At 69.2% G+C, this 25,840-nt stretch carries 28 protein-coding genes and 1 pseudogene; 20 read left to right on the top strand and 9 right to left on the bottom strand.

Annotated elements, in window-relative coordinates; translation table 11 throughout:
- Both ABD841_RS07930 and ABD841_RS07925 read right to left on the bottom strand, forming a co-directional pair.
- On the bottom strand, positions 1–357 hold the full coding sequence (locus ABD841_RS07930) for a DUF1048 domain-containing protein (protein WP_344969339.1): 357 nt from the start codon (positions 355–357) through the stop codon (positions 1–3).
- Positions 354–680: a PadR family transcriptional regulator gene (locus ABD841_RS07925; protein ID WP_344969337.1), complete on the bottom strand. Its 327-nt coding sequence runs from the start codon at positions 678–680 to the stop codon at positions 354–356. Before ABD841_RS07925 ends, ABD841_RS07930 begins: the two co-directional genes overlap by 4 nt.
- A 175-nt stretch (positions 681–855) precedes the next feature.
- Here ABD841_RS07925 and ABD841_RS07920 point away from each other — a divergent pair.
- Positions 856–1,549 (top strand): annotated as a pseudogene (locus ABD841_RS07920) (IS701 family transposase); the annotation flags it as partial.
- A gap of 293 nt (positions 1,550–1,842) precedes the next feature.
- Here ABD841_RS07920 and ABD841_RS07915 read toward each other — a convergent pair.
- Entirely contained in the window at positions 1,843–2,853 is a 1,011-nt protein-coding gene (locus ABD841_RS07915) for a LacI family DNA-binding transcriptional regulator (protein WP_344969335.1), read from the bottom strand.
- A gap of 290 nt (positions 2,854–3,143) precedes the next feature.
- Here ABD841_RS07915 and ABD841_RS07910 point away from each other — a divergent pair, with 290 nt between their 5' ends.
- The 5 genes from ABD841_RS07910 to ABD841_RS07890 all read left to right on the top strand — a co-directional run bounded on the left by ABD841_RS07910 (position 3,144) and on the right by ABD841_RS07890 (position 9,904).
- Positions 3,144–4,370, top strand: coding sequence for a family 1 glycosylhydrolase (locus ABD841_RS07910; RefSeq protein WP_344969333.1), 1,227 nt, complete (start codon positions 3,144–3,146; stop codon positions 4,368–4,370).
- 97 nt (positions 4,371–4,467) lie between these two features.
- The gene (locus ABD841_RS07905; RefSeq protein WP_344969332.1) at positions 4,468–6,618 is read left to right on the top strand and encodes a hypothetical protein; all 2,151 of its coding nucleotides are present in this window, start codon (positions 4,468–4,470) and stop codon (positions 6,616–6,618) included.
- 165 nt (positions 6,619–6,783) lie between these two features.
- Complete coding sequence (locus ABD841_RS07900) at positions 6,784–8,076, top strand: ABC transporter substrate-binding protein (protein WP_344969331.1); 1,293 nt, start codon at positions 6,784–6,786, stop codon at positions 8,074–8,076.
- Positions 8,073–9,008 (top strand): carbohydrate ABC transporter permease, encoded by a 936-nt coding sequence (locus ABD841_RS07895; RefSeq protein ID WP_344969330.1) that lies wholly within the window; start codon positions 8,073–8,075, stop codon positions 9,006–9,008. The genes ABD841_RS07900 and ABD841_RS07895 overlap by 4 nt, the downstream gene beginning before the upstream one ends.
- A gap of 8 nt (positions 9,009–9,016) precedes the next feature.
- Positions 9,017–9,904, top strand: a complete 888-nt coding sequence (locus ABD841_RS07890) for a carbohydrate ABC transporter permease (protein WP_344969328.1) — start codon at positions 9,017–9,019, stop codon at positions 9,902–9,904.
- 128 nt (positions 9,905–10,032) lie between these two features.
- On the opposite strand, the gene ABD841_RS07885 is transcribed toward ABD841_RS07890, so the two are convergent.
- Entirely contained in the window at positions 10,033–10,164 is a 132-nt protein-coding gene (locus tag ABD841_RS07885; protein ID WP_344969326.1) for a hypothetical protein, read from the bottom strand.
- Between the two features lie 143 nt (positions 10,165–10,307).
- Positions 10,308–10,673, bottom strand: coding sequence for a DUF5997 family protein (locus tag ABD841_RS07880; RefSeq protein WP_344969325.1), 366 nt, complete (start codon positions 10,671–10,673; stop codon positions 10,308–10,310).
- 54 nt (positions 10,674–10,727) lie between these two features.
- Between ABD841_RS07880 and ABD841_RS07875 the strand changes: the two genes are divergently transcribed.
- The 4 genes from ABD841_RS07875 to ABD841_RS07860 all read left to right on the top strand — a co-directional run bounded on the left by ABD841_RS07875 (position 10,728) and on the right by ABD841_RS07860 (position 12,919).
- Entirely contained in the window at positions 10,728–11,441 is a 714-nt protein-coding gene (locus ABD841_RS07875) for a LysR family transcriptional regulator substrate-binding protein (RefSeq protein ID WP_344969324.1), read from the top strand.
- 184 nt (positions 11,442–11,625) lie between these two features.
- Positions 11,626–11,757 (top strand): CGNR zinc finger domain-containing protein, encoded by a 132-nt coding sequence (locus tag ABD841_RS07870; protein ID WP_344969397.1) that lies wholly within the window; start codon positions 11,626–11,628, stop codon positions 11,755–11,757.
- Between the two features lie 170 nt (positions 11,758–11,927).
- Entirely contained in the window at positions 11,928–12,548 is a 621-nt protein-coding gene (locus ABD841_RS07865) for a TetR/AcrR family transcriptional regulator (RefSeq protein WP_344969322.1), read from the top strand.
- The gene (locus ABD841_RS07860; RefSeq protein ID WP_344969321.1) at positions 12,545–12,919 is read left to right on the top strand and encodes a VOC family protein; all 375 of its coding nucleotides are present in this window, start codon (positions 12,545–12,547) and stop codon (positions 12,917–12,919) included. The genes ABD841_RS07865 and ABD841_RS07860 overlap by 4 nt, the downstream gene beginning before the upstream one ends.
- Positions 12,920–12,967: 48 nt before the next feature.
- Here the strand turns inward: ABD841_RS07860 and ABD841_RS07855 are convergent, their stop codons facing one another.
- A complete protein-coding gene (locus ABD841_RS07855; RefSeq protein WP_344969320.1) occupies positions 12,968–13,402 on the bottom strand; it encodes a MerR family transcriptional regulator in 435 nt (144 codons plus the stop codon).
- A gap of 489 nt (positions 13,403–13,891) precedes the next feature.
- Here ABD841_RS07855 and ABD841_RS07850 point away from each other — a divergent pair, with 489 nt between their 5' ends.
- The gene (locus ABD841_RS07850; RefSeq protein WP_344969318.1) at positions 13,892–15,406 is read left to right on the top strand and encodes a SulP family inorganic anion transporter; all 1,515 of its coding nucleotides are present in this window, start codon (positions 13,892–13,894) and stop codon (positions 15,404–15,406) included.
- Positions 15,407–15,757: 351 nt separating this feature from the next.
- Here the strand turns inward: ABD841_RS07850 and ABD841_RS07845 are convergent, their stop codons facing one another.
- Positions 15,758–16,186 carry an integrase core domain-containing protein gene (locus ABD841_RS07845; RefSeq protein ID WP_344969317.1) on the bottom strand — a complete coding sequence of 143 codons (429 nt, stop codon included), beginning with the start codon at positions 16,184–16,186 and terminating at the stop codon, positions 15,758–15,760.
- 72 nt (positions 16,187–16,258) lie between these two features.
- On the opposite strand from ABD841_RS07845, the gene ABD841_RS07840 reads away from it, so the two are divergent.
- The 3 genes from ABD841_RS07840 to ABD841_RS07830 all read left to right on the top strand — a co-directional run bounded on the left by ABD841_RS07840 (position 16,259) and on the right by ABD841_RS07830 (position 18,586).
- Positions 16,259–17,260, top strand: coding sequence for a relaxase/mobilization nuclease domain-containing protein (locus ABD841_RS07840; RefSeq protein ID WP_344969315.1), 1,002 nt, complete (start codon positions 16,259–16,261; stop codon positions 17,258–17,260).
- A 92-nt stretch (positions 17,261–17,352) separates the two neighbouring features.
- The gene (locus ABD841_RS07835; protein WP_344969313.1) at positions 17,353–17,724 is read left to right on the top strand and encodes a hypothetical protein; all 372 of its coding nucleotides are present in this window, start codon (positions 17,353–17,355) and stop codon (positions 17,722–17,724) included.
- 451 nt (positions 17,725–18,175) lie between these two features.
- Positions 18,176–18,586 (top strand): hypothetical protein, encoded by a 411-nt coding sequence (locus ABD841_RS07830; protein ID WP_344969312.1) that lies wholly within the window; start codon positions 18,176–18,178, stop codon positions 18,584–18,586.
- A 90-nt stretch (positions 18,587–18,676) separates the two neighbouring features.
- On the opposite strand, the gene ABD841_RS07825 is transcribed toward ABD841_RS07830, so the two are convergent.
- Together ABD841_RS07825 and ABD841_RS07820 are read right to left on the bottom strand one after the other, a co-directional pair.
- Positions 18,677–18,865, bottom strand: coding sequence for a hypothetical protein (locus ABD841_RS07825; RefSeq protein WP_344969310.1), 189 nt, complete (start codon positions 18,863–18,865; stop codon positions 18,677–18,679).
- A gap of 158 nt (positions 18,866–19,023) precedes the next feature.
- A complete protein-coding gene (locus ABD841_RS07820; protein ID WP_344969308.1) occupies positions 19,024–19,566 on the bottom strand; it encodes a hypothetical protein in 543 nt (180 codons plus the stop codon).
- A gap of 989 nt (positions 19,567–20,555) precedes the next feature.
- Between ABD841_RS07820 and ABD841_RS07815 the strand changes: the two genes are divergently transcribed.
- The 6 genes from ABD841_RS07815 to ABD841_RS07790 all read left to right on the top strand — a co-directional run bounded on the left by ABD841_RS07815 (position 20,556) and on the right by ABD841_RS07790 (position 25,821).
- Positions 20,556–20,726 (top strand): hypothetical protein, encoded by a 171-nt coding sequence (locus ABD841_RS07815; RefSeq protein WP_344969306.1) that lies wholly within the window; start codon positions 20,556–20,558, stop codon positions 20,724–20,726.
- A 225-nt stretch (positions 20,727–20,951) separates the two neighbouring features.
- On the top strand, positions 20,952–21,233 hold the full coding sequence (locus tag ABD841_RS07810; RefSeq protein ID WP_344969304.1) for a MerR family DNA-binding transcriptional regulator: 282 nt from the start codon (positions 20,952–20,954) through the stop codon (positions 21,231–21,233).
- Positions 21,139–21,345 carry a GyrI-like domain-containing protein gene (locus ABD841_RS07805; protein ID WP_344969302.1) on the top strand — a complete coding sequence of 69 codons (207 nt, stop codon included), beginning with the start codon at positions 21,139–21,141 and terminating at the stop codon, positions 21,343–21,345. Before ABD841_RS07810 ends, ABD841_RS07805 begins: the two co-directional genes overlap by 95 nt.
- Positions 21,342–21,863 carry a GyrI-like domain-containing protein gene (locus tag ABD841_RS07800; protein ID WP_344969300.1) on the top strand — a complete coding sequence of 174 codons (522 nt, stop codon included), beginning with the start codon at positions 21,342–21,344 and terminating at the stop codon, positions 21,861–21,863. Before ABD841_RS07805 ends, ABD841_RS07800 begins: the two co-directional genes overlap by 4 nt.
- Positions 21,864–22,336: 473 nt before the next feature.
- Positions 22,337–23,188 (top strand): hypothetical protein, encoded by an 852-nt coding sequence (locus tag ABD841_RS07795; protein WP_344969298.1) that lies wholly within the window; start codon positions 22,337–22,339, stop codon positions 23,186–23,188.
- Positions 23,182–25,821, top strand: coding sequence for an outer membrane protein assembly factor BamB family protein (locus ABD841_RS07790; RefSeq protein ID WP_344969296.1), 2,640 nt, complete (start codon positions 23,182–23,184; stop codon positions 25,819–25,821). The genes ABD841_RS07795 and ABD841_RS07790 overlap by 7 nt, the downstream gene beginning before the upstream one ends.
- Positions 25,822–25,840: the final 19 nt, after the last annotated feature.

The following is a 25,840-nucleotide window of genomic DNA, read 5'->3' as shown; positions in this document are numbered from 1 at the left end:
TCAGCCTCCCAGCCGGCCCAATTTCCTTGCGACGTTCCTGTTCAACTGCTCGCGCCACCGGTCGCGATGGCTCCGGGCTCCTTCTCCGCCGGCCAGCGCCGCGCAGAAGCCCTCGATGTCGTCACCCAGCACCTCGTGAATGCTCTGCCCATCGGACGCCGTCTCTTCGAGCAGCCCCAGAGCACCGTCGAGAATCGGCATCAGGTTGCGGCCGGTGAAGTCCGAGTAGGGAAAAAGATGACCCTTGATCTTCTCCCACGCCGCCCGGTAGTCGGCCGGCAATGCCGCGGCCCGGGCTTCGAACGCCTTCCATTCCCTGGTGAGATCGCTGCCCGTGATGGTCTCCCAGACGTTCATTCCCCGCCCTCCTTGAGCTTGTCGATCCGTGATGAGACGTACTCCCATTTCGCCCAGAACGTCGCAAGCTCTTCGCGCCCCGCGTCATTGAGCGCATAGAACTTGCGCGGCGGGCCCAGCCCGGACGGTCGTTTCGTCACCTTGACGAGCCCGTTCTTCTCCAGCCGCAGCAGGATGGTGTACACCGTCCCCTCGACGACGTCGACGAAGCCGAGTTCGTTCAGCCGACGCGTGATGGCGTACCCGTAGGTCTCCTCGCTGCCGATGATCTCAAGCACGCAGCCCTCGAGCGTGCCCTTCAGCATCTCCGTCAGGTCGTCCATCCCGGTCCTCTTCGCCTTTGCCCTAGTACTCCGTGACACCGAGTACCGCTATAAAGTATCACGAAGTAGTGGAAGTGCCCAGCAGGCGGCGAGCGACGGCTGTTGCGGCGTGTCGGCTTGCTTACTACGACAACAACAGGTTGTGATCCAGGGTCGCGTGGTAGACGATCTGGTCATGCCGGCGGAGACGGTGGCTGGATGGTCTGCGGGGTTCACGGCGTTCGCCGGCCGGTTCGCGGGCCGGTTCCCAAGGGTGCAGACACGTCGCCGGATGCGTGCCTACGTCCGGGGCCTGCCGGGCGAGAGCGAGCGCAAGAACGGCTGGACCTTGGCCGAGGCCGCTGGACAGTCCGGCCCGGAGCGGATGCGGCGACTGCTGAACTTCTACGCCCGAGACAGCGACGGGCTGCGCGATGACGTGCGCCAGAGCGTGGTCGAGGTCCCGGGTGACGCCCGGCATGGCGTCCTGGTGGTCGATGAGACCGGCTTCCTCAAGAAGGGCGTGCGCTCGGCCGGAGTGGCCCGCCAGTACTCCGGCACCGCCGGAAGGATCGACAACTGCCAGATCGGCGTGCTCCTCGCCCATGCCTCCGACCGTGGACGGGCGTTGATCGACCGGGAGTTGTACCTGCCCCGGGAGCGAAGCGATGACCGGTCCCGATGCCGGGCCGCCGGCATCGGCGACGAGGTCGCTTTTGCCACCGGACCGGCACTCGCCCGCGCGATGATCGAACGGTCCGTGGCGGCGGGTGCGCCGTTCGGCTGGGTGAGCGCCGATGAGATCTGATGAGATCTATGGCCAGGACAGCAAGTTTCGGCTGTGGCTGGAGAGCGCCGGGATCGCCCATACGGTCGCGGTGCCCAAGAGCGCGGGGCTGCCGGTGCGAAACCACCACATCACGGCGTTGAGCTGCTGCCGCAGGTCCGGGATCGGGCCTCGCTCACCCAGGGGCAGGTGAAGCTCGATCAAAGACCATTCCTCATCGGTGAGGTCTCCACGCGCCATGGCGATGGCCTACCAGGAATATGGGCCATTGCGCAGGTGAATCCCGCTGATCTCAGCTCCGTACAGGCCCTAGGTTGTCGATCGAAGCGGATCGTCACGGTCACCCGCGTCGCCTGCAGCGTCGGCTCCGGTCACGTCGCGGACGGTCCGCGCCGGTTATGTTCCGGTATCGGCAGGGCATGGGCGGGGAGAGGCGGTGGAGCCCCGCACGACCAGGCTCGGAATGACCGAGAAGTGCGCGGCGGAGGTGCGGCCTTCGATGCGTTCGAGCAGCAGCCGCCCGGCCGTGCGGCCCATGACGACGCCGTCCTGGTTGACGGTGGTCAGCGCGATGTTGGGATGAGCGGCCAGCTTGGTGTTGTCGTAGCCGGCCACGGAGACGTCGCCCGGGACGGACAGGCCGGCTTCGTGCAGCGCGGCCAGGACGCCGAGGGCCGCCTCGTCGGAACCGGCGAAGATCGCGGTGGGGCGCGGCGACCGGCTCAGCAGCTCTTGGGCGCCGCGGTAGCCGCCCTCCTCGGTGTACGAGGTCGCGGCAACGGCGATCTCTCCGGCCAGCCCGTGGTCGCGCATCACGCGCTCGTAGGTCTCGGCCCTGATGTGGGGCGTGCGGTCGGCGGCCTGCCCGTGCTCCTTGTCGAAGGTAATGTGCCCGATGCGCCGGTGACCGAGCCCGATCAGGTGTTCCATGACGAGTTCGGAGCCGGTCCGGTCGTCGTCGACGATCGAGTCGTAGGCCGGGGACCGGTCGTGCCTGCCGAGCACCAGCGTGGGGATCTCGCGGGCCACCTGCTCCAGATGCGTGCGAGCGGCGAGCGGGGCGATCATGAGGATGCCGTCCACCTGCCGGTCGATGAGGGCGTCGATGGCCCGTTTCTCGGTCTTGTCGCGCGTGCCGCCCTGGATCATGATCGCCTGATACTCGGACTCGGCGAGCTCGTCCACCAGGCCGGTCACGATTTCGGCGTAGAACGGGATCCCGATGTGCTGCAGGAGGACGCCGATGGTGAACGCCCGCCCGCGCAACGCCCGCGCGGCGGACTGCGGGCGATAGCCCAGCTCGTCGATGGCCCGCTGGACGCGGTCGCGCATGGCGTCGCTGACGCCGTAGTCGTTCCGGATCACCTTGGAGACCGCCGCCTTGGAGACCCCGGCGTGTTTCGCCACGTCAGAAATGGTTACTCTTCGTCGTCGCTCAGGCGCGACCATGGGCTTCCCCTTCTCCAGCCGAGTTCTGCCGATCCTACGGTGCCGAGATCACCACACGTGTAGACCGGTCTATGAATGGTAACGAATGATCGGCAGGATGCACGTGCTGGCTACTAGCAATGCCGTAGACCGGTACACACTTTTCCTTGACCTCCGCGTGGCGTAACGGCTACGTTAACTCGCATTCCGAGGCCCGTCCCGACCTCTGCCAGCCATTTCTGCGGCACCGACACATGATCGAGAGACGAATGCACACCTTTCCCGACGGCTTCCTCTGGGGTGCGGCGACCGCACCGCACCAGGTCGAGGGCAACAACGTCAACAGCGACTTCTGGGCGCAGGAGGAGCGCATGCCGGGAGCGGATCGCAGCGGCGACGCACTCGATAGTTACCACCGATACACCGAGGACATCCGGCTCGTCGCAGAGTCGGGCCTGAACACCTACCGCTTCGGCATCGAGTGGGCGCGCATCGAGCCGGTCCCCGGGAGGGTGTCGCGCGCGGCGCTCGCGCACTACCGGCGCATGATCGACGAATGTCTCGCCGCGGGCGTCATCCCGTTCGTCACCATCCACCACTTCACCTCGCCGAGATGGTTCGCCGAGGAGGGCGGCTGGCACGGGGAACGGGCCGTGGACCGCTTCCGCGCCTACGTCGAGACGGCCACCTCGATCCTCGACGGCGTCGAGTGGGTCTGCACGATCAACGAGCCCAACATGCTCGCGATCATGGTGCGCGAGGCGGAGGCGACGCTCGACCCCGACTCGGGCCTGGAGTGGCTCAGCCCCACGCTGGAGGCGGACACGCCCCGACCGGTGAAGCCGGCTCCGCCGGTGGGCACCGGACGCCGTCTCGTCGAGGCGCACCACGCGGCCCGGGACGTGCTGCGGGAGCGCACGGACGCCCGGGTGGGATGGTCGGTCGCGAGCCGCGCGTTCGAGACCCGTCCCGGCGCGGAGGAGGTGCGCCGGCGGCTCGAGTACATCTGGGAGGACCTCTACCTGGAGGCGGCGCGGGGCGACGACTTCATCGGGGTGCAGGCCTACTCGGCACAGTGGGTGGGGCTGGAGGGGATCGAGCCGCACCCCGTCCACCCGGACAACACCCTCGTGCGTACGGCGTACCGTCCCGACGCCCTCGGCATCGCCGTCCGGCACACCGCCGAGGTGCTGCCCGACGTCCCGATCGTCGTCACCGAGAACGGCATCGCGACCGGCGACGACTCCCGGCGCGTCGCGTACACCACCGGCGCGCTCGCCGCGCTGTCCGGGGCGATGAGAGACGGCGTGGATGTACGGGGCTACATCCATTGGAGCCTGCTCGACAACTACGAGTGGGGGCACTGGGACCCGACGTTCGGCCTCGTCGCCGTCGACCGGGAGACGTTCGAGCGCCGGCCCAAGCCGAGCCTCGCGTGGCTGGGCGGTGTCGCCAAGGCCAACGCGCTCCGGGACGGCGGGCCCTCGGCGGCCTAGCAGCACCCGGGACGGGCCATTCGATCCGCACGCTCGTGTCGAACCGCGGTCCCTCCATCCACTGCAGTCGAGACTGAGAATTAGAGGAAAGACGAGGATGCCCGAAGCAATCGACCGGTGCCGGCTCGTGCGGCGGCACAACCCCGTGCTGACGTCCGCGCACCCCGCCGACGTCCTGACGGTGGGCAACGGTGATATCGCGCTCACGGTCGACATCTCCGGACTGCAGACGTTCCCGTCCTTCCACGAGCTTGTGCCCGACCCGCACCGCGTCGTTCGCGACGGGCTGTCCGGCCTGCCCGAACAACGCCCGCGCGCGTTCGACGCCGGCGACTTTCAGATTCCCTTGCGCACGCAGTCGACCTGGGGCTGGTATGAGACGCGCACAGAGCGGGAGCTCCGGCTCGAGGACGCGACCACTGTGTACGAGACGTCCCGCGGCCCGGTGCCCTACCTCGACCGCATGGGTTTGCAACGTGCCGGCGACCCGATTGACGACGGGTTCGTCGCGGGCGCGTGGTACCACTTCAACCCCCGCCGCGCTCACCTCGGCCGCCTTTCCCTGGTCCGCCCCGACGGGACGGGGCTCGACGATCCGTCCGCGTTGACCGACGTCCGCACCGAGCTCGATCTGTGGACGGGAACGATCCAGGCCGAGTACGTGCTCGACGGCGAGCGTGTCCGCGTCACCACCGTCGCCGACCCACGGGATCACCGCTTCGCCGTGCGCGTCGAGTCCGGCCTCTTGCGTCGGGGGTGGGGCGTTGCCTGGGTGTTTGACGACCAGCCGGACGACCTGGCCGCCTTCGAGCTCCCGCTCGCGGAGGAGACGGTCTGGGACCAGCGGACGGAGCGCCACTGGTACGCGCGGCGCACGGTGGAGACGCTGACCTACGGCGTCAGCGTCCGCACCACCGGTAGCCTGCGTGCGGGAGCCCGGTCCGTCGTCGCGCGCACCGACACCAGCGGTCTTGAGGTCGTGGTGACGCTGACGCCGGATCAGGGTCGGCAGCCGGACAAGGACGACTTCTCCGCCGTCAGCGCATCCGCGCGGACCTGGTGGGTGGAGCACTGGAGCGCCGGTGCCGCGGTCAGTCTCGCCGGGAGTACGGACGCGCGCGCTCCGGAGCTGGAACGCCGCATCGTTCTCTCGCAGTACCTCATGGCCGTCAACAGCGCCGGAGTCACGCCTCCTGCGGAGTCCGGTCTGACGTACAACACCTGGTCGGGCAAGTTCCACCTCGAGATGCACTGGTGGCATGCGGCGCACTTCCCGATGTGGGGTCGAGGTCAGCTGCTCGAGCGCAGCATACGTTGGTATCGAGGCGCTTTGGAGGCGGCGGAGGCGACCGCCCGCCGGCAGGGGTACCGAGGGGCCCGCTGGCCGAAGCAGACCGATCCGTCCGCGCGCGAGTCGCCGAGCAACATCGGCGTCTTCCTCCTGTGGCAGCAGCCGCACGTGATCTACCTGCTGGAGTTGCTGCGCCGCGAGGGGCGCGGCAAGTCGTTCCTGCGTGAGCACTACCCGCTCATCGAGGCGACCGCCGACTTCATGGCCGACTTCACCGAGGAGCACGACGGAGCGTTCGAGCTGCCGCCTCCGCTCATCCCCGCGCAGGAGAGCTACCTCGTCGACCGGGCGACGAACGCCAATCCGACCTTCGAGCTGGCGTACTGGTCATGGGCGCTCAGCGTGGCGAACGAGTGGAGAACCGAGCTCGGTCTCGAGCCGAGCGAGGAGTGGGACCGGGTGGCGCGGAACATGAGCCGGCCCGCGTTGCTGGCCGACGGCACGTACGCCGCGATTGCGACGCCTCCGCTGCTCATCCGGAAGGATCACCCGTCGATGCTCATGGCGCTGGGGTGGCTCCCGGACACCCATCTCGTGAACCCCGCCACGATGGCCGCGACGCTCGACTCCGTGTGGAAGCACTGGGACCTGCAGTCCAGTTGGGGTTGGGACTACCCCGTCATGGCGATGACCGCGGCCCGCCTCGGCGACGTCGGCCGGGCGATCGACGCCCTCCTGCTCCCGTCGCCCAAAAACGTCTTCCTCCCCAACGGACACAATCCACAAATGCCGGGATTCCTCACCATTTATCTGCCGGCGAACGGAGGACTGCTGGCCGCGATGGCGCACATCGCCACGGCGGTGGACCGGGGGGCAGAGCTCCCCGACGGTTGGGTGATCACGTCAGAAGGACTGGGTGCGCTTCCCCGCCCTCGCGCCCTTTCCGCACCCGAGTAGCTACGGAAGGACATAGTTAGCCGGCAACCGACCGACAGCACCGACATGGCCGGCGACAAGTAACAGGAACCACATCAATGGCATCGTACGGCGTCCACCGAAAAATGCCGGGCGGGCACAGAGAAGTGACCGCTTCCCCATCCAAGGCTTCCAAAGGTGAGGACCATGGGTACAAATCTTTCAGCACGCGGCGCTCGTCGCCGCACCATCATCGCGGCAGGATCACTGGCGATCGTCGGGGCGTTTGCCCTGGCGGGCTGTTCGTCGTCCGAGGAATCTGCCACCGGGGACGTCGGGCTGACTTTCATGAATCAGTCCCGCGGGCAAGAGGCCGCGCTCACCGGACTCGCGGAGCAGTACACCAAGAAGACCGGCGTCAAGATCACCATTGACTCACCCGGGCCGGCCGACTACCTGCCCAAGCTCCAGGCGAAGGCGCAGTCCAGATCCATGCCCGACATCTATTCGTCATTCGAGGCGACTCAGATGGCGCCGTTCTACAAGGCCGGTTGGGCGATGGACCTCTCTTCCGAGTTGAACGCCGGTTGGAACAAGAATTTCAGCCCCGCCGTGCTCAAGATGTCGACGTTCGAGGAAGGCAACAACCTCGGGGTCAAGCCCGGCGTCTACTCGGTGCATTGGGAGACGCAGACGTACGGCTTCCTCATCAACCCGGCGTTGACCGGAATGTCGGCGAAAAAACCGCCCGCGACGACGGCCGCGTTCATCGATGCGCTCGCCGCGAAGGGAGCGAAATTCTCCATCGCGGCCTCGCAGACACCGAACATCATCCAGGCCCTCGCCTCGAACTGGCTGACGGACGCCGAGATCGCAGCCACCCTCAACGGGAAATCGAGTTGGAAACAGGACGGCTGGCGCAACGCCTTCCAATTCCTGGTCGACCTGAAAAAGGCCGGCGTCCTCGCGAACAACTCTATTCCCGGCGGCCAGGACGACCACCCGAACGTGGAGTCGTCCTTCTTCACCAAGTCGATGGGCGCGATCTTCGATGCCGCCCCCGGCGTCTCGGTCGGCCTGCGCACGAACCCGGAGTTCGAGGACTACTTCTCCACCGGGCTGCCCAAGGCTCCCGGAAGCGTCCACGAACCACGCTCGCCGGGCATCCCCGGAAAGGGCGCGGTGATCAACCCGAGGGGCAAGCATCCCAAGGAGGCGCTCGCGTTCGTGAAGTGGCTGACCGAACCCGAGCAGCAGGCGGTGTTCGCGAAGGACGCCCGCATCCTCCCCAGCAACCCGGAACTCCTCGCCGGCACGGACATCCCCGACCAGCTCGTGGGCTTCGCCGCCGGCGTGAAGGACATGCAAGTCATGTCAACAACCTTCACGCCTGACGTGAACACCGCGATCAGGGCGGAGTCCCAGCGCCTGGTGCTGGGCGAGGCGACAGTGGACGAAGTGCTCGCCAACATCCAGGCAGCGCAGGATCGCACGTCATGACGACGCAGCACCTTGCGCTTCCCGCGCGGCGTCCATCTCGGGCGCCGCGCGGGAAGCGCGCCCTCCGGCGCAACCTGATCGGCTGGTTGTTCCTGGCGCCGGCCGTCGCACTCATCGGGATCTTCACGATCACGCCGTTCGTGCAGGCCATCCTGTTGAGCTTCCAGTCCTGGGACGGCGTCAGCCCCGACACCCCGTGGGTGGGGCTGGACAACTACGACTTCGTCGCGTCGGACCCGGTTTTCTGGGCGTCCATGCGCAACGTCCTCTTCTTCGGTGTCGTCGGTTTCGTCGTCGGCAACGGAGTCGCCTTGGGCATGGCGCTGGCCGTCAACAGCATCACCCGCGGCAAGACGTTCTTCCGCACCGTCTTCTACCTGCCGGGCGTGTTGTCGGTGGTCGTCGTCGGTCTGCTGTTCTCGTTCATCCTGGCCCCTGGATCCGGCGTTCTCAACCGGCTGCTCGGCCTGGTGGGGCTGGGCACGCTCCAGCAGAACTGGCTGGGCGACCCGGCCGTCGCGCTGCCTGTCGTGGCGGCGGTGTTCGTGTGGTTCCACTGGGGGTTCGGCTTCCTGCTCTTCCTCGCGGGGCTGCAGGACGTGCCGAAGGAACTGTACGAGGCCGCCGAGCTCGACGGCGCGAACCGCCGGTCGAAGTTCCGGTACATCACCTGGCCGCAACTGGCCCCGGTCACGTCGATCGTCAGTCTTCTCACGCTGCTCGCCGCGCTCCAGATCTTCGGGACCGTGCAGGTGCTGACCAACGGCGGGCCTGGCCATCACACGATGGTGCCGACCCTCGCGATCTACAACGAGGCGTTCGTCAACTGGCGTTACGGCAGTGCCGCGGCCATGTCGGTCATCTTCGGCGGCGCTCTCGTGCTGCTGTCGGTGATCCAACTGGCGATCACCAGGCGGAGGTCGCGCGCATGAGCAGCCGGATGACAGAAAGGGCCGACGCGATGTCCGTCACTCCAGGACCGGCCGGCACGGCCGAAGGCCCTCGACGGGCGGTACGGCTAGACAAGGTCGGCCTGTACGGACTGCTGGGCGTCGCCGCGCTGATCGCGCTGTTCCCGCTGCTGTGGATGTTGTCCGGATCCCTGCAGAGCCTCACGGAACTGCTTTCGAACAAGAGCCTCCTGCCCGCCGACCCGCAGTGGGGCAACTACGTGACCGCGTGGGTGCAGGGAGAACTCGGCGTCTACCTGCGCAACAGCGTTCTCTACACGGGATCCGCGGTCATCGGCATCCTGCTGGTGTCCAGCCTCGCCGGGTACGCGCTCGCGCGGCTCGACTTCGCGGGTAAGGGTGCTTTCACGTTCGTCATCCTCGCCGTGATGATCATCCCTGCGCCTGCCATGTTCCTCGCGCAGTACAAGCTGCTCATCTCACTGAACCTGACGAACAATCCCGTGGGCTACGTGCTGATCCTGATCACATCGGGCATCCCGATGTCGACGCTCATCATGCGCAGCTTCTTCGTCAGCCAGCCCCGCGCTCTGGAGGAGGCGGCCGCGCTGGACGGCGCCGGCCCGCTGCGCATCTTCTGGAACGTGATCCTCCCGCTGGCACGGCCCGGCCTCGCTGCCGTGGCGGTCATCCAGGGACTGGGCGCCTGGAACGAGTACCTCATGGCGCTCGTCCTGTTCGAGGACAACTCCCTCATGCCGATCCAGCGCGGTCTGACCGCCTTCACCTCTGCCGAGACGCCACAGCAGCAGATCCTCCTGGCCGCCACAACCATCTCGATCGTGCCGGTTGTGATCTTCTACCTCATGGCGCAGCGTCACATCGTGAAGGGCATCGGCGCGGGCGCGATCAAGTAGGCAGGTCCTGGGTGACGTCGCAACGGGCGGCGCCCAGCGGCGTCCCCTTCGGCGTCAAGGGCCCGCTCTTCCACTTTGGCGAGAGGTCGCGCCATGCGAACGGCGTTGAGGTTCGACCGGGACGATCCTCAACGAGCAGCGCCCTTGCCGGCGCTGAGCACGACGTCGCCGACGTCGGCCGCGCTCGGCACCCGCCGGATCGCCGTCCGCCGGTCGGTGATCCGCTCGGCTCGGTCCCGGTCGCGGTCACTCCGCTGCATGCCGGGCTACGCCTGGGCCGGCACGTCCCGGTCAGCCACGGCGCGGTAGAGCTGCTCATGCGCCGGGCCGCGCTGGAAAGGCTCAGCGGCCGACCCAGATGGCGGCGGACCGAACCGGACCGATCGCCGCTCCCATCGGCTGACTAGCGCTGCTTGAGACGCTGCGCTTCCTTGCGCACCTCGGCCTGAATCGACCGCTCGCGCTTCAGCCACTCGGGGTTTTCCTCCTTGATGGCGTCGATCTCGGCGGTGGTGAGCGGCCCGATGATGCCGCCCCTGGCCAGGCCCGAGTTGGAAATGCCCAGCTTCACGGCGACGACCTGCCTGGGGTGCGGCCCGTTGCGCCGCAGATCGGCCAGCCACGCCGGCGGATTGGCCTGCAGCGCGTTCAGCTCATCCCTGGAGACGACTCCCTCCTGGAACTCGGCGGGAGTGGCCGAGAGGAGCACACCCAGCTTCTTGGCCGCGGTCGCGGGCTTCATCGTCTGAGTGGTCTTGAGCTTGGTCATGGTGTCAAGGGTATGGCGTGAAGCCGCTTCCCCTGACATCGGTACCCTGAGGAGGTGACCGACAGGGAGTTCCGGCTGGCTTACGTGCCCGGGGTGACGCCCGCCAGATGGGTCAACGTCTGGGCCGAGCGTGTGCCCGACGTGCCACTCACCCTGGTCCCCGTCGCCGCCGCCGAGGTGGTGAGATTCCTGCACGACGGCGGCGCCGACGCCGGGTTCGTGCGGCTGCCCGTGGACCGCGAAGGGCTCAGCGTGATTCCTCTCTATGTCGAGACCACCGTGGTCGTGGTGCCGAAGGATCACATGGTGACCGCCGCCGACGAGGTGACCGTTGCCGATCTCGCCGACGATGAGGTGTTCCATCCGATGGACGACACCCTTGAGTGGACGGCCTTGCCGGGGCTGCCGGCTTTCACGCGCCCGGACACGACGGCGGCGGCGATCGAGCTGGTGGCGGCGGGGTCCGGGTTGCTACTGGTCCCGCAGTCGCTGGCGCGCCTGTATCACCGCAAGGATCTGACCTACCGGCCAGTCGTGGAGACGCCGCAGTCGCAGATCGCGCTGGCCTGGCCCACGGAGGCGACGACTGATCTGGTGGAGGACTTCATCGGCATCGTCCGTGGGCGTACGGTGAACAGCTCGCGGGGCCGTACCCCCGCGCCTGCCCAGGGGAAGGCGCGGAAGCAGCCGCGGAGCCCGGCTCCGGGCGGGTCGGGTCGCCGGGGCGCGCAAACCGGCCGGGGCAGGAAGGGCCACCGTCCCCGCTGAACCGTGTGCCGCTTCAAAAGTCATCGTAGGGCGCTCGATCTGCGGATCGACCTGATGCGGCGGTAGCCGGCACCGACGCCGGCCCGCAGGAGATGCGCGCGGCACAACTGCGCACCCTGCGCGAACAGATCCGCGCGCTGCTCGCCTCTCATGTCGACGGCCACCCCGCCCCGACCGCGAGCGCCTGACCGCCTGCGGCTCGCCGCCCTGCAACCGCTACCTGCTGCGGCACGGCCGCCACTGGTGCTCGGTCCGCTGCGGCGACCGCGCCCGCGCCGCCCGCGCCTACGCCCGCCGGAGCCGGACAACCCCATAACGCCGTGCGGTCCGCCCCCACTGGTGACCTGCCAAGAGGATCGCAACAACCCGTCACGGCAAGAATCGGATCTCCGTTCGTCGGGGATCGGTGATCGAGGAAAGGGCGCGCGGGTGCGGGCGGCCCCGACCCTCTAATGGAGTGAGCACTCACTCATTAAGGTAGGGCACATGACGCAGACATCCCCCCGCCGGCGCGCGCCGGCCATGAGCACCGAGCAGCGCCGAGCGATGATCGTGGCCGCGGCGCTGCCGCTGGTCGCCGAACACGGTGCCGCCGTCACCACCAGCCAGGTCGCCCGCGCCGCCGGCATCGGCGAGGGCACCATCTTCCGCGTCTTCGCCGACAAGGACGAGCTCCTGGACGCCTGCACCGCCGAGGCGATGAACCCCGACCACGTCATGCGCGAACTGGCCTCGATCCCCCTGGACGATCCGCTCGCCACCCGGCTGACCCGGGCGGCCGAAGCCCTGCGCGCCCACCTGGAGCGCATGGGCACGGTGATCGGCGCCCTGCACGCCTCCGGCCACCGCCGCGAGCGCACCTCCAGTGATCAACCGGCTCCGGGCGGCCGCGAGGCCGCGATGAAGGCAACCTGCGAGGCCGTCGCCGAGCTGATCGAACCCGACCGCGCCGCCCTGCGCCTGGAGCCGGAAAAGATCGCCTCGGTCTTCCTGGGGATGCTCTTCACCCGCTCCGGCCCGGCCTCCCGCGAGGCGGAAGCGTCCCCGGAAGAACTCGTCGACATCCTCCTGCGCGGCGCCCTGGCCGCCCCCGGGAGCACGGCATGACCATCACGCTGAACCACACCATCGTCCCGGCGGTCGACAACCGCCAGGCGGCCCGTTTCTTCGCCTCCGTCATGGGGCTGGAAGAACTGCCGCCCGCCGGTCGAAGCGGCCACTTCGCCCCCGTGCGGATCAACGACACGCTGACCCTGGACTTCATGACCGTGGACGATCCCGTCGGTATGCACCTGGCCTTCGATGTGGACCCGGCCACCTTCGATCAGATCCTGACCCGCCTGCGCCAGGCCGGCGTGCCGTATGGCAGCCGCCCCGCCGAGCCCGACAACGGCCGCATCGACCACCCGCTGTGCCCGCGCGGGCTGTTCTTCGTCGATGCCGCCCGCAACCTCTATGAGGTGATGTCCCCGGCCTGACCGGCCACCGCTGCACCGGCTGACCGCCCGCCAGGGACCCCGCGGCCGTCAGCCGGAATCGGTGGAATCGGACGAGCCAGAGGGGGAGGCGGGCGCGGCCTGCCGGCCGCGCCGCTGCAGATCGGCGGCGAACTCCTCGGCCCACTGCAACTGGGTGCGCAACACCTCGCACCGCTCGCGGGCGGCGCGCTCGAAGTCCTCCAGCTGGCGCAGGAGCGCCCGGCGCTCGGCTTCGGGTAGCGGCCCGGATGCGGTGCGGCCCTCCAGCCGGTCGGTTACCGCCAGCAGCTCGCCCATCTGCTCCAGGGTGAAACCGAGCGGCTTCATCCGGCGGATCACCATCAGCCGTGCCACGTCGGCCTCGGTGTAGAGGCGGAAACCGCCCTGGCTGCGGGCCGAGGCCGGTACCAGGCCGACCTCCTCGTAGTGCCGGATGGTGCGCAGCGACAGCCCGGTGCGCTCGGCCACCTGACCGATGTGCATGTGGCCTTCGCCACTGCGCGAGGCAGGCAGGGTGGCGGATGGGGCTGCGGCATCACCCATGGTGTCCACGATCGGGATGGCCTCACTGCTCAAGGGGCGGCTGAGGTGCGGCCGCACAGGGCCACCCCTCATCGATCTCTACTCTAACGTTAGGGTAGAGTTATTGACGACGGGGAGATTCCTACCGGTTTGCCCCGATCGTCGCGGACGCTGTTCCGCAGCCCGCCCGAACACGGCGCACCGGCGCACCGTGTGACGATCCCGACGCAAAGGACACCGGCCCGCGCATGCCCGCCGCCTGCTGCCCGCCGTGACACTCCCGTCCCGGTAACCGCGCCCGGCCTCCCTTCGGTGGCCCGTGCAGCGCTTGCCCCCGGGGCCGTCGATATCTCGCCGCCCACCTGACGTGGGTGCTGCTTCCCTTGTGTTTCACCTGTTGCCGCCCCCGCGGGGCCTGCCTGCGGCCGCATGCCGCCCGGCGGCTCCCTCATGTCCAAGGACGTTCTTTTGCCGCGCTCGTTGTCTCCTGCCCGTCTGCTGCCCGCCTCCCGGCCGGCCTGGCTGTCGCCGAAGGTCGCCCGCACCGAGATCCTGTCCGGCCTGGTGATCGCGCTCGCCCTCATTCCCGAAGCGATCTCGTTCTCCGTCATCGCCGGGGTCGACCCCAGCGTCGGATTGTTCGCCTCCTTCACCATGGCCGTGGTCATCGCCGTCGCGGGCGGCCGCCCCGCGATGATCTCCGCGGCCACCGGCGCGATCGCCCTGGTGGTCGCCCCGCTGACCCGCGAGCACGGCCTGGCCTACCTCGTCGCCGCGGTCATCCTCGGCGGCCTCATCCAGATCGTGCTCGGCGCGCTCGGCGTGGCGAAACTGATGCGGTTCGTGCCGCGCAGCGTGATGGTCGGTTTTGTCAACGCCCTGGCGATCCTGATCTTCATGGCGCAGGTGCCCGAACTGCTCGACGTGCCCTGGGCGGTCTACCCGCTGGTGGCCGGCGGCCTGGCCCTGATGGTGTTCTTCCCCCGCATCACCACGGCGGTGCCCGCCCCGCTGGTCTCCATCGCCATCCTGACCGCCATCACCCTCGGCGCCGGCCTGGCCGTGCCGACAGTGGGCGACCGTGGCGCCCTGCCCTCGGCGCTGCCCGCCTTCGGCCTGCCGGAGGTGCCCTTCACCCTGGACACCTTGTCCTTGATCGCGCCGTACGCGCTGGCGCTGGCCCTGGTCGGACTGATGGAGTCGCTGATGACCGCCAAGCTGGTCGACGATCTGACCGACACCCATTCGAACAAGACGCGTGAGTCCATCGGCCAGGGCGTCGCCAACATCATCACTGGCCTGTTCGGCGGCATGGGCGGCTGCGCCATGATCGGCCAGACGATGATCAACGTGAAGAACGGTGCCCGCACCCGGCTGTCGACCTTCACCGCAGGCATCTTCCTCATGGTGCTGTGCATCGCCTTCGGCCCCTGGGTGTCGCAGATCCCGATGGCCGCCTTGGTCGCCGTCATGATCCTGGTCTCCTTCGCCACCTTCGACTGGCATTCGGTCGCCCCGGCCACCCTCAGGCGCATGCCCTGGGGCGAGACCATCGTCATGACCGTCACCGTCGCGGTCGTGGTGGCCACCCACAACCTGGCCATCGGCGTGGTCATCGGCTCCATCACCGCCATGGTCATCTTCGCCCGCCGCGTCGCCCACCTGGCCAACGTCACTCCCGCGGTCGGCCCGGACGGCAAGCAGGTCGTCTACACCGTCACCGGCGAGCTGTTCTTCGCCTCCAGCAACGACCTGGTCTACCAGTTCGACTACGCCGACGACCCCGATCACGTGGTCATCGACCTGGCACAGGCGCACATCTGGGACGCCTCCTCGGTAGCCGCGCTGGATGCGGTGCAGACCAAGTACGCCGCCCGCGGCAAGACGGTCACCGTGACCGGCCTCAACGAGCCCAGCGCCCGCCTGCACGACAGCCTGGCCGGCCAACTGTCCGGCGGCCACTGACAACAACCGGGCGCAGACCACTGTCAGCAACTGGGCGCGCAACAGCATCCGGTCACCGGCGGTCTGCAATGGGCCGGTGACGGCGTGCGCGCCTCGGCCTGATCCCGGGCCAGGCGCTCACCCCGCAGCAGCACGAGACGGCAAGGCGCTCATGGCCGGACGCCATCCGGGCACCGGCGAACAACTGCTGGAGGCGGTGCTGCGCATCGACCCGCGCGCGAAAATCCTCGCCGCTCCGCTCTCCGGCGCCCTGCGGCGAGCCGCCCAGCATCGCGGCGTCGGCGTCGCTGAGCTGATGCCCACCGCGGAGCTGCGCGCGGGTGTCAATCCCCTCAAACCGTGGAGACGGCCCTATGCCACAGCGGCCCTGAACAGGGCCGTCGATGCTCGCCCCTTTTCGATGACCTGACGCTCGAATGTGACAGGCGGCAGCCCGTCGTTGGCGCTGTGCCTGCGCTGGACGTTGTAGAAGTCCGCAATCCAGGTCGCGATCTTCAGCCGAGCCTCCGCCCGGGTACGGAAGTGGTGCCGGTGCACGAACTCGACCTTCAAGGTGCTGTTGAGCGACTCGGCGGCTCCGTTGTCGAGCGCGCACCCGACCCGGCCCATCCACTGCACCACCCCGTGCTTACGGCATTCGGCCTGACAGCGGGCCGCGGTGTACTCGTTGATACCAAGATCTCGCGCGACGTGCGAGACGGGCTTGCCGGTCTCCTTGACGATCCTCACCGCTCCGGCCCGGAACTCCGGATCAAAGCGACGCCTCGTGGTTCCCGCCACGGCCAAACCTCTCCTGGTTCGGTCTCCACGTTACGAGGGGAAGCCCAGGGGTACGCGCTGGATGACCACCGCGTGGCTGTGGGCATCGAACCGGCCGGTGGGTGGGTGTGGCACTGCGCGCTCTCCCTGGCGCCGGGTGAGCATCTGACGGATGCGGCGTGGGCCGAGGTGGCCCGCGCAGCCGTGACCCGGCTGGGCTTCGACGGGACGGACGGGCGGGCGCCGTGCCGGTGGATCGCCGTGCACCACGGCCCGTCGACCGGCGGCTGTGAGCACATCCACCTGGCCGTGAACCTCGTGAGCGCCGATTGCCGCCTGGCCCGGCCGGGCCGCGACCGCATCGCGATGTCGCGGCTGTGCGGGGAGCTGGAGAACCGGTTCGGCCTGCGGGTCATCGAAGGGCGGGCCCGGCGGGGCCTGCCCGGCCTCAGCCGGGCGGAGATCGAGCGGACCCGGCGGGCGCGGGCGGCCGGGCCGGGGCCGGGCCGTACGGCGGAGCCGGACCGGATCGTCCTGGCCCGGCATGTGCGGGCCGCGGCGATGGCCGCGAGCACGGAGGCGGAGTTCGTCCGCCGGGCGAAGGCCGCCGGGGTGTGGGCGCGGCCCCGCTACGCCGCCGGCGGCCGCGAGGAGGTCGTCGGCTACTGCGTGGCCCTGCCCCCGGAGCAGGGCCGTACGGCGATCTGGTTCGGCGGCGGCAAGCGCCACGGCCGACCACCGGACGATGATCGATGGGTGGGCGCGCCGGAGCGCACAGGCTGTACGCGCCGACCTGGCCAGCGCCGCGGACCGGGCCCGGATCGACCCGCCGCCGCCGACCCGGGCCGAGATCGCGGCGATGGGAGCCCGCACCCCCGTGCGGCACCCGGCGGGCAGCCTTGCCGCCGCCCGCAGGAAATCGTGACCGTGCGCAGGGAGCTCGCCCTGCGCGGACTCCTGCCCGCCGATGTCGCCGCGGCGGAAACGACCCGCAGAACTACTCCGTCACCGGCCCCCGCCGTCGGCCGCTCCCCCGAGCGGCGCCCGCACCGGACCCCGCCGCATCGTCCGGACCCCGGCCGGAGCCGAGGCTGAAAATCGACGACAGACCCGAGCAGCCGCACCGCAGCCACAGGCACAGGCACAGGCAGGATCACGATCGAGTCGACGGGGGCCGAAGGGGGAGCATGAACCACCGTGACGAGCACGCCATGCCGGGCGTGCGCGAGGCGCTGGCGACGATCGCCGCGGCGGTGCGGGCCGCCTACGCCGACGGCTCCAATCTGCGGGTGCGCTCCTCCGGCATCGTCCACGAGGTCGCGATGACGAGCTGGCTGGGCGGAGAGCGGATGCCCGGCCCGGCGTGCATGGTCGGCGTCAGCGGCTGGGACCCGGACGCGGCGCACCCCGACTGCGGGACGGTCACCTGCCGGCGCTGCCTGAAGCTGACGACCCAGCCAGCCGCCATCGAGCAGCTGGAGCTATTCCCTGCCGAGCGTGAGCACCAGGACCACGACGACGGTCGTCGCGGTCGGGCCGGATCTCCTCGGGCAGGGTGACGACGCGCATCACATCGTCGGCATCGCAGTCGACCTCGACCATGATCATTCTTAGCGCCAACCGCTGTTCCTGGGTTCCTCAACCCCGATTGACGCGCGGGTGGCCTGGTCGGCGAGACGGCAGTCGCCAAGGCGCTCGGGCGCAGGCGTACTTTGACGGGTGCTTCCGTGCAGGTCAGCCGCGTGCAGGCGTGCCGGTATCCGTCACATCGGGGCCCTGGTCAGGTGCAGGTCCGCGATCTTGCGGGAAGAGGGGTTCCCGCCGTACCCGGGCCGCCCTCTCGTTGGGTCTCGCCTTCCAGCATGAGGAGATCATCTTTACCGCGCGCCAAAGCCACTCTCAGTCACTAAATAACTACAGTAAGTGCTGGCTTCGAGGGGTGGGGAGATCATCGTCCGGCCCGACGAGAAGCCTGGCCCTGTACTGTCCCATGCTCGAAAGAGAGTCAGTATGCCGCGCATCAAGAAGACCACCATGGCCATCGCCGTGGCCCTGACCGCCTGTACTGGCGCGCTCGGCGCCTTCGCCGTCCCGGCACTGGCCGATCTCGGCGGTGCCTCCGGCCCGGGTGTTCGCGCCGCCGCTGTCGTCAACGCCGACGGCTCCGTCGTCCGCTCCAAGGGCGTCACCATCGTCCGCAAGATCGCCACCGGCCAGTACTGCATCCGGCTCGACTCCGATGTCAACGCCGCCACCACCGTCCCGGTCGCCACCGTCCGGTGGGTGGACGCGCCCTGGAACTCCAGCATCTTCGTCCGCCCCGACGGCGCCACCTCCTGCGGGGATTCCCGCGACGTGTTCGTCGGCACCGGTACCGCCTCCGGCGCCCGCGACACCGGCTTCCACGTCATCGTTCCCTGACCGAGGCCGTCTTTGAGGCAGTCCGCCAGTTCGCCCAGGCGGTCCGACGCCTGGGCGAAGATCCTTTCCGCTGACCTGCGCTAACGCCGGTTACCGGCCGCCCCACCGGCCGATGAACGTCTGCAACGCGTGGCGCTGGCGTTCTTCCTCGGCGACCACCGCCGCCAGCACGCGACGGTCCATGTACGACTCGACCGCGGCCAGGACCAGGCGCCGCAGCTCGGCCGGTTCCGGCGCTTCGACCTCCCACTGCACCGGGCGGTCGGGGAGGCGGCCCACATAAGCTCAAAACCCGCATTGAGTTGATCTTGAAGGGGTGATCCGGCGGATTGTTGGCGTTCTGATCTGTTTCGTCGCTGTGCGAGTGTTTATCTCGTTACGGTGCGTCTCGTCCGTTGGGTCAGGTGCCAAGAGGCGCGTCTTCGGCGCGCTGCTGCTCAGCTGTCGGTTACGAAACGCCACTTCTGCCGGGGCGCGCCCCGATCGGCCACGATGACCTCGTAGCCGCTCAAGCCGGTCTTGGCCAAGGTCACGACCTTGGCGGGGTCGCCGGGGAAGAACATGCCGTCCTCGGCCCTCCATTGGGTCTGCCCACTCTGTCCGCGTCCCTGCACCGACACCTTGGCGATCGTTCCGGGGATGTCGGCATAGGGCGAGGACTTATGGGCCGGCAGGACGGCCCAGAGCGTGTACCAGCTGCGGATGTCCTTAGCGCAGTTGACCAGGTGGTAGAACTCCAGGCCCCGACTGTTCTTGCGGTCGTCGAGGAACCAGCGTTCGAACTTCTTGCCCGACGGCTCTTCGAGCAGCCCCAGTACCTGGTCGTTGGTGTGCGAGTAGCCGATGCCTTCCGTCTCACCGGTCAGCCTGTCGACCCCCTGCTGTTCCCCGTAGATGGTGCCGCCGGGCAGGCAGGCCAGGTACAGGCCGGTCTCCTCGTTGACGATGCAGAACTCCCCGTCGGGGAAACCGTTGGACATGTGCGCCGCCCTTTCCGCATGACACGAACATCACTATGTGCAACCGACCGTAACTCATGGTGAAGAGTCGTTTCGTGCAGGGTCCGCGATCGGCAACCTCCCGAACCTCTGGCCGCCCCGGCGCTTCATACGACCTGAAGATCACCTGCGGGAATCCAGGACGCGAGTCGAGCGGTGTACCAAGACTTCCCGGTCGCATCGACGGCTCCACCCGGCACTCCTCAGCGACACAGGGAACGAGATCTCAGTTCGCAACCTCGTGACCTGCTGCGTTCCAGGTCAGAGGCAGTGTCGCCCTGCCCGTGAGTCCCCGTGATTCCTCCTTGCTCACCATCCTGACGGGCACGACCGGAGAACCCCGTGCGGACGCACGCACCTCCCCGTCGGCTCTTCCCGTCGCCATCGCCCCACCCTCCGGGGAGCGCCCCGGCCCCGGTCTTCTCGGCTTGCCCTGGAACGACGGCGACAGGAAAAGCCGACCCCGGCCACTTACGAACCCGGCCCTTGCTCCTGGCGATCATCCTGGAGCCGGAGTCCCCGTCGGAGGCTGCTTGAACAGAGCTTCGCCGGCACCGCTTCGCCGTCCGGCAGGGCCGACGTAGACCTCGGGCGGGGCCCGTAGAGAATGCCGGCGATGCCCGCGGGCCGATCAGGGGTTCCGATTCCCGGATCCGGGACCTACCGGAAGATGACCGCCACCCCGGCTTCGATCAGCTCGGTGACCTCGCCGTCGTCGATCTGTGCGTGCTCGTCGGAGAACAGCCGCATGGTGTATTCGCGCAGGGCCTGGGGAGTTCCCCACCCCTACCGGGGCAGCGGCATCCTGCCGACCGGCCACGCGCTGACCATCAGCGAGAAAAAGTGATCATGGGCGCGTCCGTCACCCCGATCCGGTCTGCCGCCGACCTCGCCACGGCCGCCGCCGACGCGCTGGCCACCGTCCACCGTCATCTCGACCGGTGCAAGCTGTCAGCCAACACTATGAGCACGTGCCGCTGCGCCTGGTCGACATCGACCCCGCCGCCGACGTCGTGCTCACCGAGCCTGAAGAGGCCGCCTACGAGGGGTACGACCGGAATGCGGTAGAAGCAGGCCGCATTGACCTGAAGCGCGGGTGCCTGGTGGCGTCGGTCTTACCGACACCCCTGTACTGGCCGTAACTCCGATCACTCACAGCTACTTTGCGGCTGGAGGTTGATCAGCCCTCCGCAGGGTGCGGAAGATCTCCAGCGAGGCGCCGATCCTCTTGGGGCGGAGGCAGAGGCAGTAGGCCGGAAAGAACCGATCGGGCTGGATGGCTGTCAGAGGCCATCGAAGACCTTGTTCCTACCGATCAAGGACACACGGCTGGACTCTCCCACACTGGGAGACTCCATGCTGGGGGCATGGACGAGGAGCTGTTGCCGATCGGGCAGTTCGCCAGGCTCGGTCGGCTGAGCATCAAACAGCTGCGGCACTACGCCGAGCTCCGACTGCTGGTGCCCGCGTACGTGGACGAGCACACCGGGTACCGCTACTACCGGCACGAACAGGCGCGATGCGCTGTCGATCGGGCTGCTGCGCCCGCTCGACGTGCTGCCAGGCGGCCGGTTCGCCGGCGCCACTCACGTCGGCCCGTACGGCCAGATCGGGCTGACCGCGCATGCGCTGCTGTCCTGGTGCGCTGAGCGTCGCCGTCCCGTCCGCGGTCCGATCCGCGAGGTGTACGTGTCCGACCCGGCAACCACCCCGCCCGATCGGCTGAGCACCCACCTGATGATTCCTTTGGAGGAGCCATGACACCGCAATTGGTCCACTGCGACCCCGTCACCTGCCTCAACGTCACCGGCATGGGCGAGCCCGGCGGCGCCGAGCACGTCTCGGCCATCGGTGCCCTTTACGCCGTGGCCGCCGTCATGGGCGGCCCGGCCAGCCCGCTGGAGGGCCGTTGGTGGGTGGAGGACACCTCTCGGCCGCCGCTGGAAGTGCCGCGCGATCAGTGGCGGTGGCATCTGCTGCTGCCGCTGCCTGACGTACCCGAGCCGGGGGTGGTCGAGGCGGCGCGTGAGCAGGCACGCGCGTCTGGCGCGGCCGTCGACCGCGTCCAGGTGGTCACCTTCACCGAGGGCGAGTGCGTGGAGTTGCTCCACGAGGGGCCCTACAGCGAGGAGAAGGCGTCGCTCGACGTGATGGAGGCATTCATGGCCGAGCACGGTCTGGTACGCAACGGGCTGCACCACGAGATCTACCTGACCGATTTCACCGATCCTGAGCCCAGGACGATGCTCAGGCAGCCGGTGGCGCGCGCCGCCGGGTGATCAGCCCGCTGCCGTCACCGAGAGCGGGTGAGCCGCCAGAGTCCGGGCGTCGCCCCTGGCGGGTCACCCACTCTCGGGTCGGACGGCACCACCGGTATGGCCGGGTCCGCTGTCCGGTCGATCCCATGGGGGTAGGGCGCGGCGAAACGCCTCGGCCTGCTCCTGTTCATCACCAGCGGATGACCACCGGCGGGAACGCATCCCCTCAGCCGTTCTGGCTGAGCCGGGTCGAGAACGGCCGGGTTCGGCGGCACGCACCGGACTACTTTGCCCGCACCAGCGATTGATCATCCCGGCGGGGGTGCCGGCTGAGCATGCGCCTGGGTTCCCACCATGAGGTCCGCCTCCCGCACGAGTGGGCAGCGGATCTGCAGGACACGCTCACCGGTCGTGAATAACCGGAAACCGCTCGTACGCGCTCAAGATCGTGCTTACCCTGGTCTCGACGATCGGTCGCGGAGGGATACGTTCCCATGGGCAGAGCGCGCCGGAAGAAGCGCACATCGGCTGGCCGCGACGTCGCGGCCCAGCAGCAGGAGGGAGCCGAGGCGTCCGATCCCGCCCAGCCGAAAGGGCTGCTGGCGTGGCTGGCGGGGATCGCCGGCGCCGTGCTCCTGGCCGCGTTCGGCGTCGTGTTCACCGAGTGGTACAATGCGCACGGCTCCGACACGATCGGCCGTGTCAGCGGCGCCGCCCCGATCACCGTCGGCCACGTGGCCGTCGATTACTCCGAGCGCGACACCGTCCTGCGCGAACCGGTGACCGACCCCGAGGATCGGGCGGTCATGCTGGCCGCCAATTCGGGGACGCGGCGTGACGCGGTGCTGGCGCGCCACCGGATGGCCCTGATCGGCAGCATGGACGTCACCGTCGTGCTGACCGGGAACCGCACCAGCCTGCGCATCGTGGACATCGAGCCGCGGGTCCTCGCCCGCATGCCGGTGTCGGAGGGCGCCCGCCTGATCGCCATCACCGGCGGCGAGGCGGGCACCGTCGAGATGGCCGCCGATCTCGACCGTCCCGCGCCCCGGTTCACCACCGGCGAGGATACCGAGACTTCGTACTTCCGGAAGAAGCAGATCGACCTGAAACGGGACGAGCGGATCACGCTCAGCCTGAGCTTCACCGGCAAGAAGGCATACTACGAGTTCGACCTCCTGGTCACGGTGCTCGCGGACGACCGTACGGAAAAGGTCGTGATCAAAGGGCCGGATGGGGGGCCGTTCCGGTTGAGCGGCGAGGCCGCCCGCTACCGGGCCTACTACCGGGAGGCGCCGCAGGGAGGCTGGCGGCCGGTCTCCTGCGGGGGACGCCGGACGTGCTGATCACCCGTTGCCTCCGGGCCCTGACGGTGCTCTCGGCGGCCGCCGCGATCGCGGTCGCCGACGACCCGCGACCTTCGCTGGAACTCATGGGGTGGGAGGCGGCGTGGTCGGTCCCCGCCGGGGAGACAGCCAGGCTCTCCTTCCTGTCCGGCGAGAATCTGATCACGGCGACGCCGGAGGGGACCGTGACCGTGCGCGATCCCGGTACCGGCGCGATCCGGCGCACCATTCGCACCTCCGCCCCTTCCCTCGACGACGCGTGGGCCACGACCGGCACTCTCGTCGTGGCCGGGAGTCCGAAAGGATCGTTGGATCGGACCTTGTACGGCTACGACCTGGCCTCCGGCGGCCTGCTGTGGCGGCACGTGCTGCCCCCGTCGGGGCCACGGGCGGACAACCTCCCGCGGATCCTGGTGTCCGAGTACGGCGTCGTCGTCTTCCAGCGGGAGTCCGGGCTGCTCTCGCTCGACGTGCGAACCGGCGGCGTCCACGCGCGGGCCGCCGACGCGGTGGGCTGCGAGGGACAGCTCGGCTCCACATCCCGGGCCGTGCTGCTCCTGAGCCACTGCGGGCAAGGCCGCGTGCGGCTCGACTCCTTTGATCCGCGCACGCTACGGAGGAACTGGACACGTCCGGTGACCACCCGGCACACCACCGCGGACGACGGCATACGGCTCTGGTTCGGCAGGGCGTCGGAGGGCTTCGTCATCGCGGGGGTGGACGACGACGAGTTCCTCTTCACCCAGGACGGCACGCCGCTGCCCGTCTCCCGCCATGACAGGGCCGCCGCTTGGGGGCCGGCCGGCGGCGACGGCCGCTGGAGCCCGCCGCTGGAGGTCGGCCATCATCCCGACGCTGAGGACCACGCCGGGTTCGACTGGAACAACGCGTGGCCGCTGCCCGGGTACCTCATCTCGCGTGACCGGGATACCGGCCGTCTCGGCGCGTTCCCCCTCGACAGGCCGCTCCCCCACGTCACCAATCTCGTGGGAGTGACATCGCACCTGGCCTTCATCCACAGTGACGCCCAGGTCACCGCCTTCCGTCCGGTCTACGGACGTCCCACCGGCCCCGTCGCGCTCGGCGGCGTCCCGCCGCACGCCTGGCCGGACGCATGCTCCCTGCTCACCCCGCGCGACCTCGGCCAAGGCGTCCGCCCGGTCCCCGGCAGCAAGTCACTGGGCGACCTCACGCTGCCCAGGCCCGTGACCTGCGACTGGGTACCGCCCGAGGACGACGGCGAAGTCATCTCGCTCTCTGTGAGCTGGGTGTCCTCGTCGGACGCCGGCGCCCTCTTCGCCGCCGCGGCCGGGCAGATCAGGCGTCACGAGAGCTTCGACTACGACCCTACGATCGAGGGCGACGGCATCTTCTCCTACACGGCCCACGGCCCCGGCGGGACCTTCGGCGCGACGCTCGTCAACGTGGGGCCGGTCATCGTCCGGCTGACGTCGTCGTCCCGGCTGCTCCAGTGCCTGGCCGCGGTCCGGGTGCGCGACAACCTGATGGCCCGCTACCGGCCGGGGGAGCGCGTCCGTCCTCCGGAGCGGACGGGCGGCTGGACCCATCTCGCCGACGGGGGTGTCCGTGCCGACCCGGTGGTGGACGGCGGTGTCGTGTACGCCGGCGCCGACGACGGGCTGTATGCGCTGGACGCCGCCACCGGTCGTGTGCGATGGAGATCCTGGCCCGCCGCGCCCATGCTGGTGGACGGCGTACTCTACGCCGCGAGAAGCGACGGGGTGGCAGCCGTCGACGCCGCCACCGGCCGGATGCGGTGGAACCGCCGGTTCGACACCAGTGACATCGTCATCGAGGCCGGCAGCGTGTACGCGGGCATCGGCTTCACCCACGTCGTCGCGCTGGACGCCGCCACCGGCGAGCAGCGGTGGCGCTTCCGCGTCCCCGGCAGCCTGGGCCGCGTAGCCGTGGCCGCCGGCACCGTTTACGTGAGCAGCCAGGAAGGCCTGCTGTCCACCCTCGACGCCAAGACAGGCGCCCTTCGCTGGCGCTCCCGTCTGGGCACCGGTCACCTCACCCCGGCCGGTTACCTCACCGCGACCGACGAGGCCCTCTTCGTGGCGGCCGGCACGAAGGTGTCCGCGCTCGACCCCGCCACCGGGAAGACGCGGTGGCGCACCCGCTTCGGCGACGGCGTCCGGTACGCCCCCATCGTGATCGGCGGCACCGTATACCTCGGCGACCTCGCCGGGCGCACGTACGCGTTGAACATCGCCTCCGGCGAGGAGCGCTGGAGACTCACCACCGCGGGCGACAGCGGCCTCTGGCACGTCACCGAGTCACGAGGGGTGGTCTACGTCGGCGGCCGGCACCTGCACGCCCTCGACCCCGTCTCCGGGGCAGAACGGTGGAGCAGGCCGCTCACCGCCAGGGTGTCGGTCCACGAGGACACCGTCTTCGCCCAAGACGAGGGCGGCACGCTGCACGCGCTGGACACGGCCACCGGCGCGCCCCGCTGGCGCTTCCAGACCGGTGGCAGGTTCCAGACCCTGCCGGTCGTGGCCGGCGGCCTCGTCTACGTCGGCAGCTCGAACGGCAACCTGTACGCGCTGCGCGACACGGACGGACTCCCCGGGCCGAACCCGGCGGAGCTTGGCCGGCGGACCTGGTGAGTACGGGTCGTCCGGTGCG

Source organism: Streptosporangium fragile (assembly GCF_039534445.1).
Classification (GTDB): Bacteria; Actinomycetota; Actinomycetes; order Streptosporangiales; family Streptosporangiaceae; genus Streptosporangium; species Streptosporangium fragile.
Note: the sequence above shows the minus strand (reverse complement) of the source record. Positions and strands in the feature narration are given on the sequence as shown.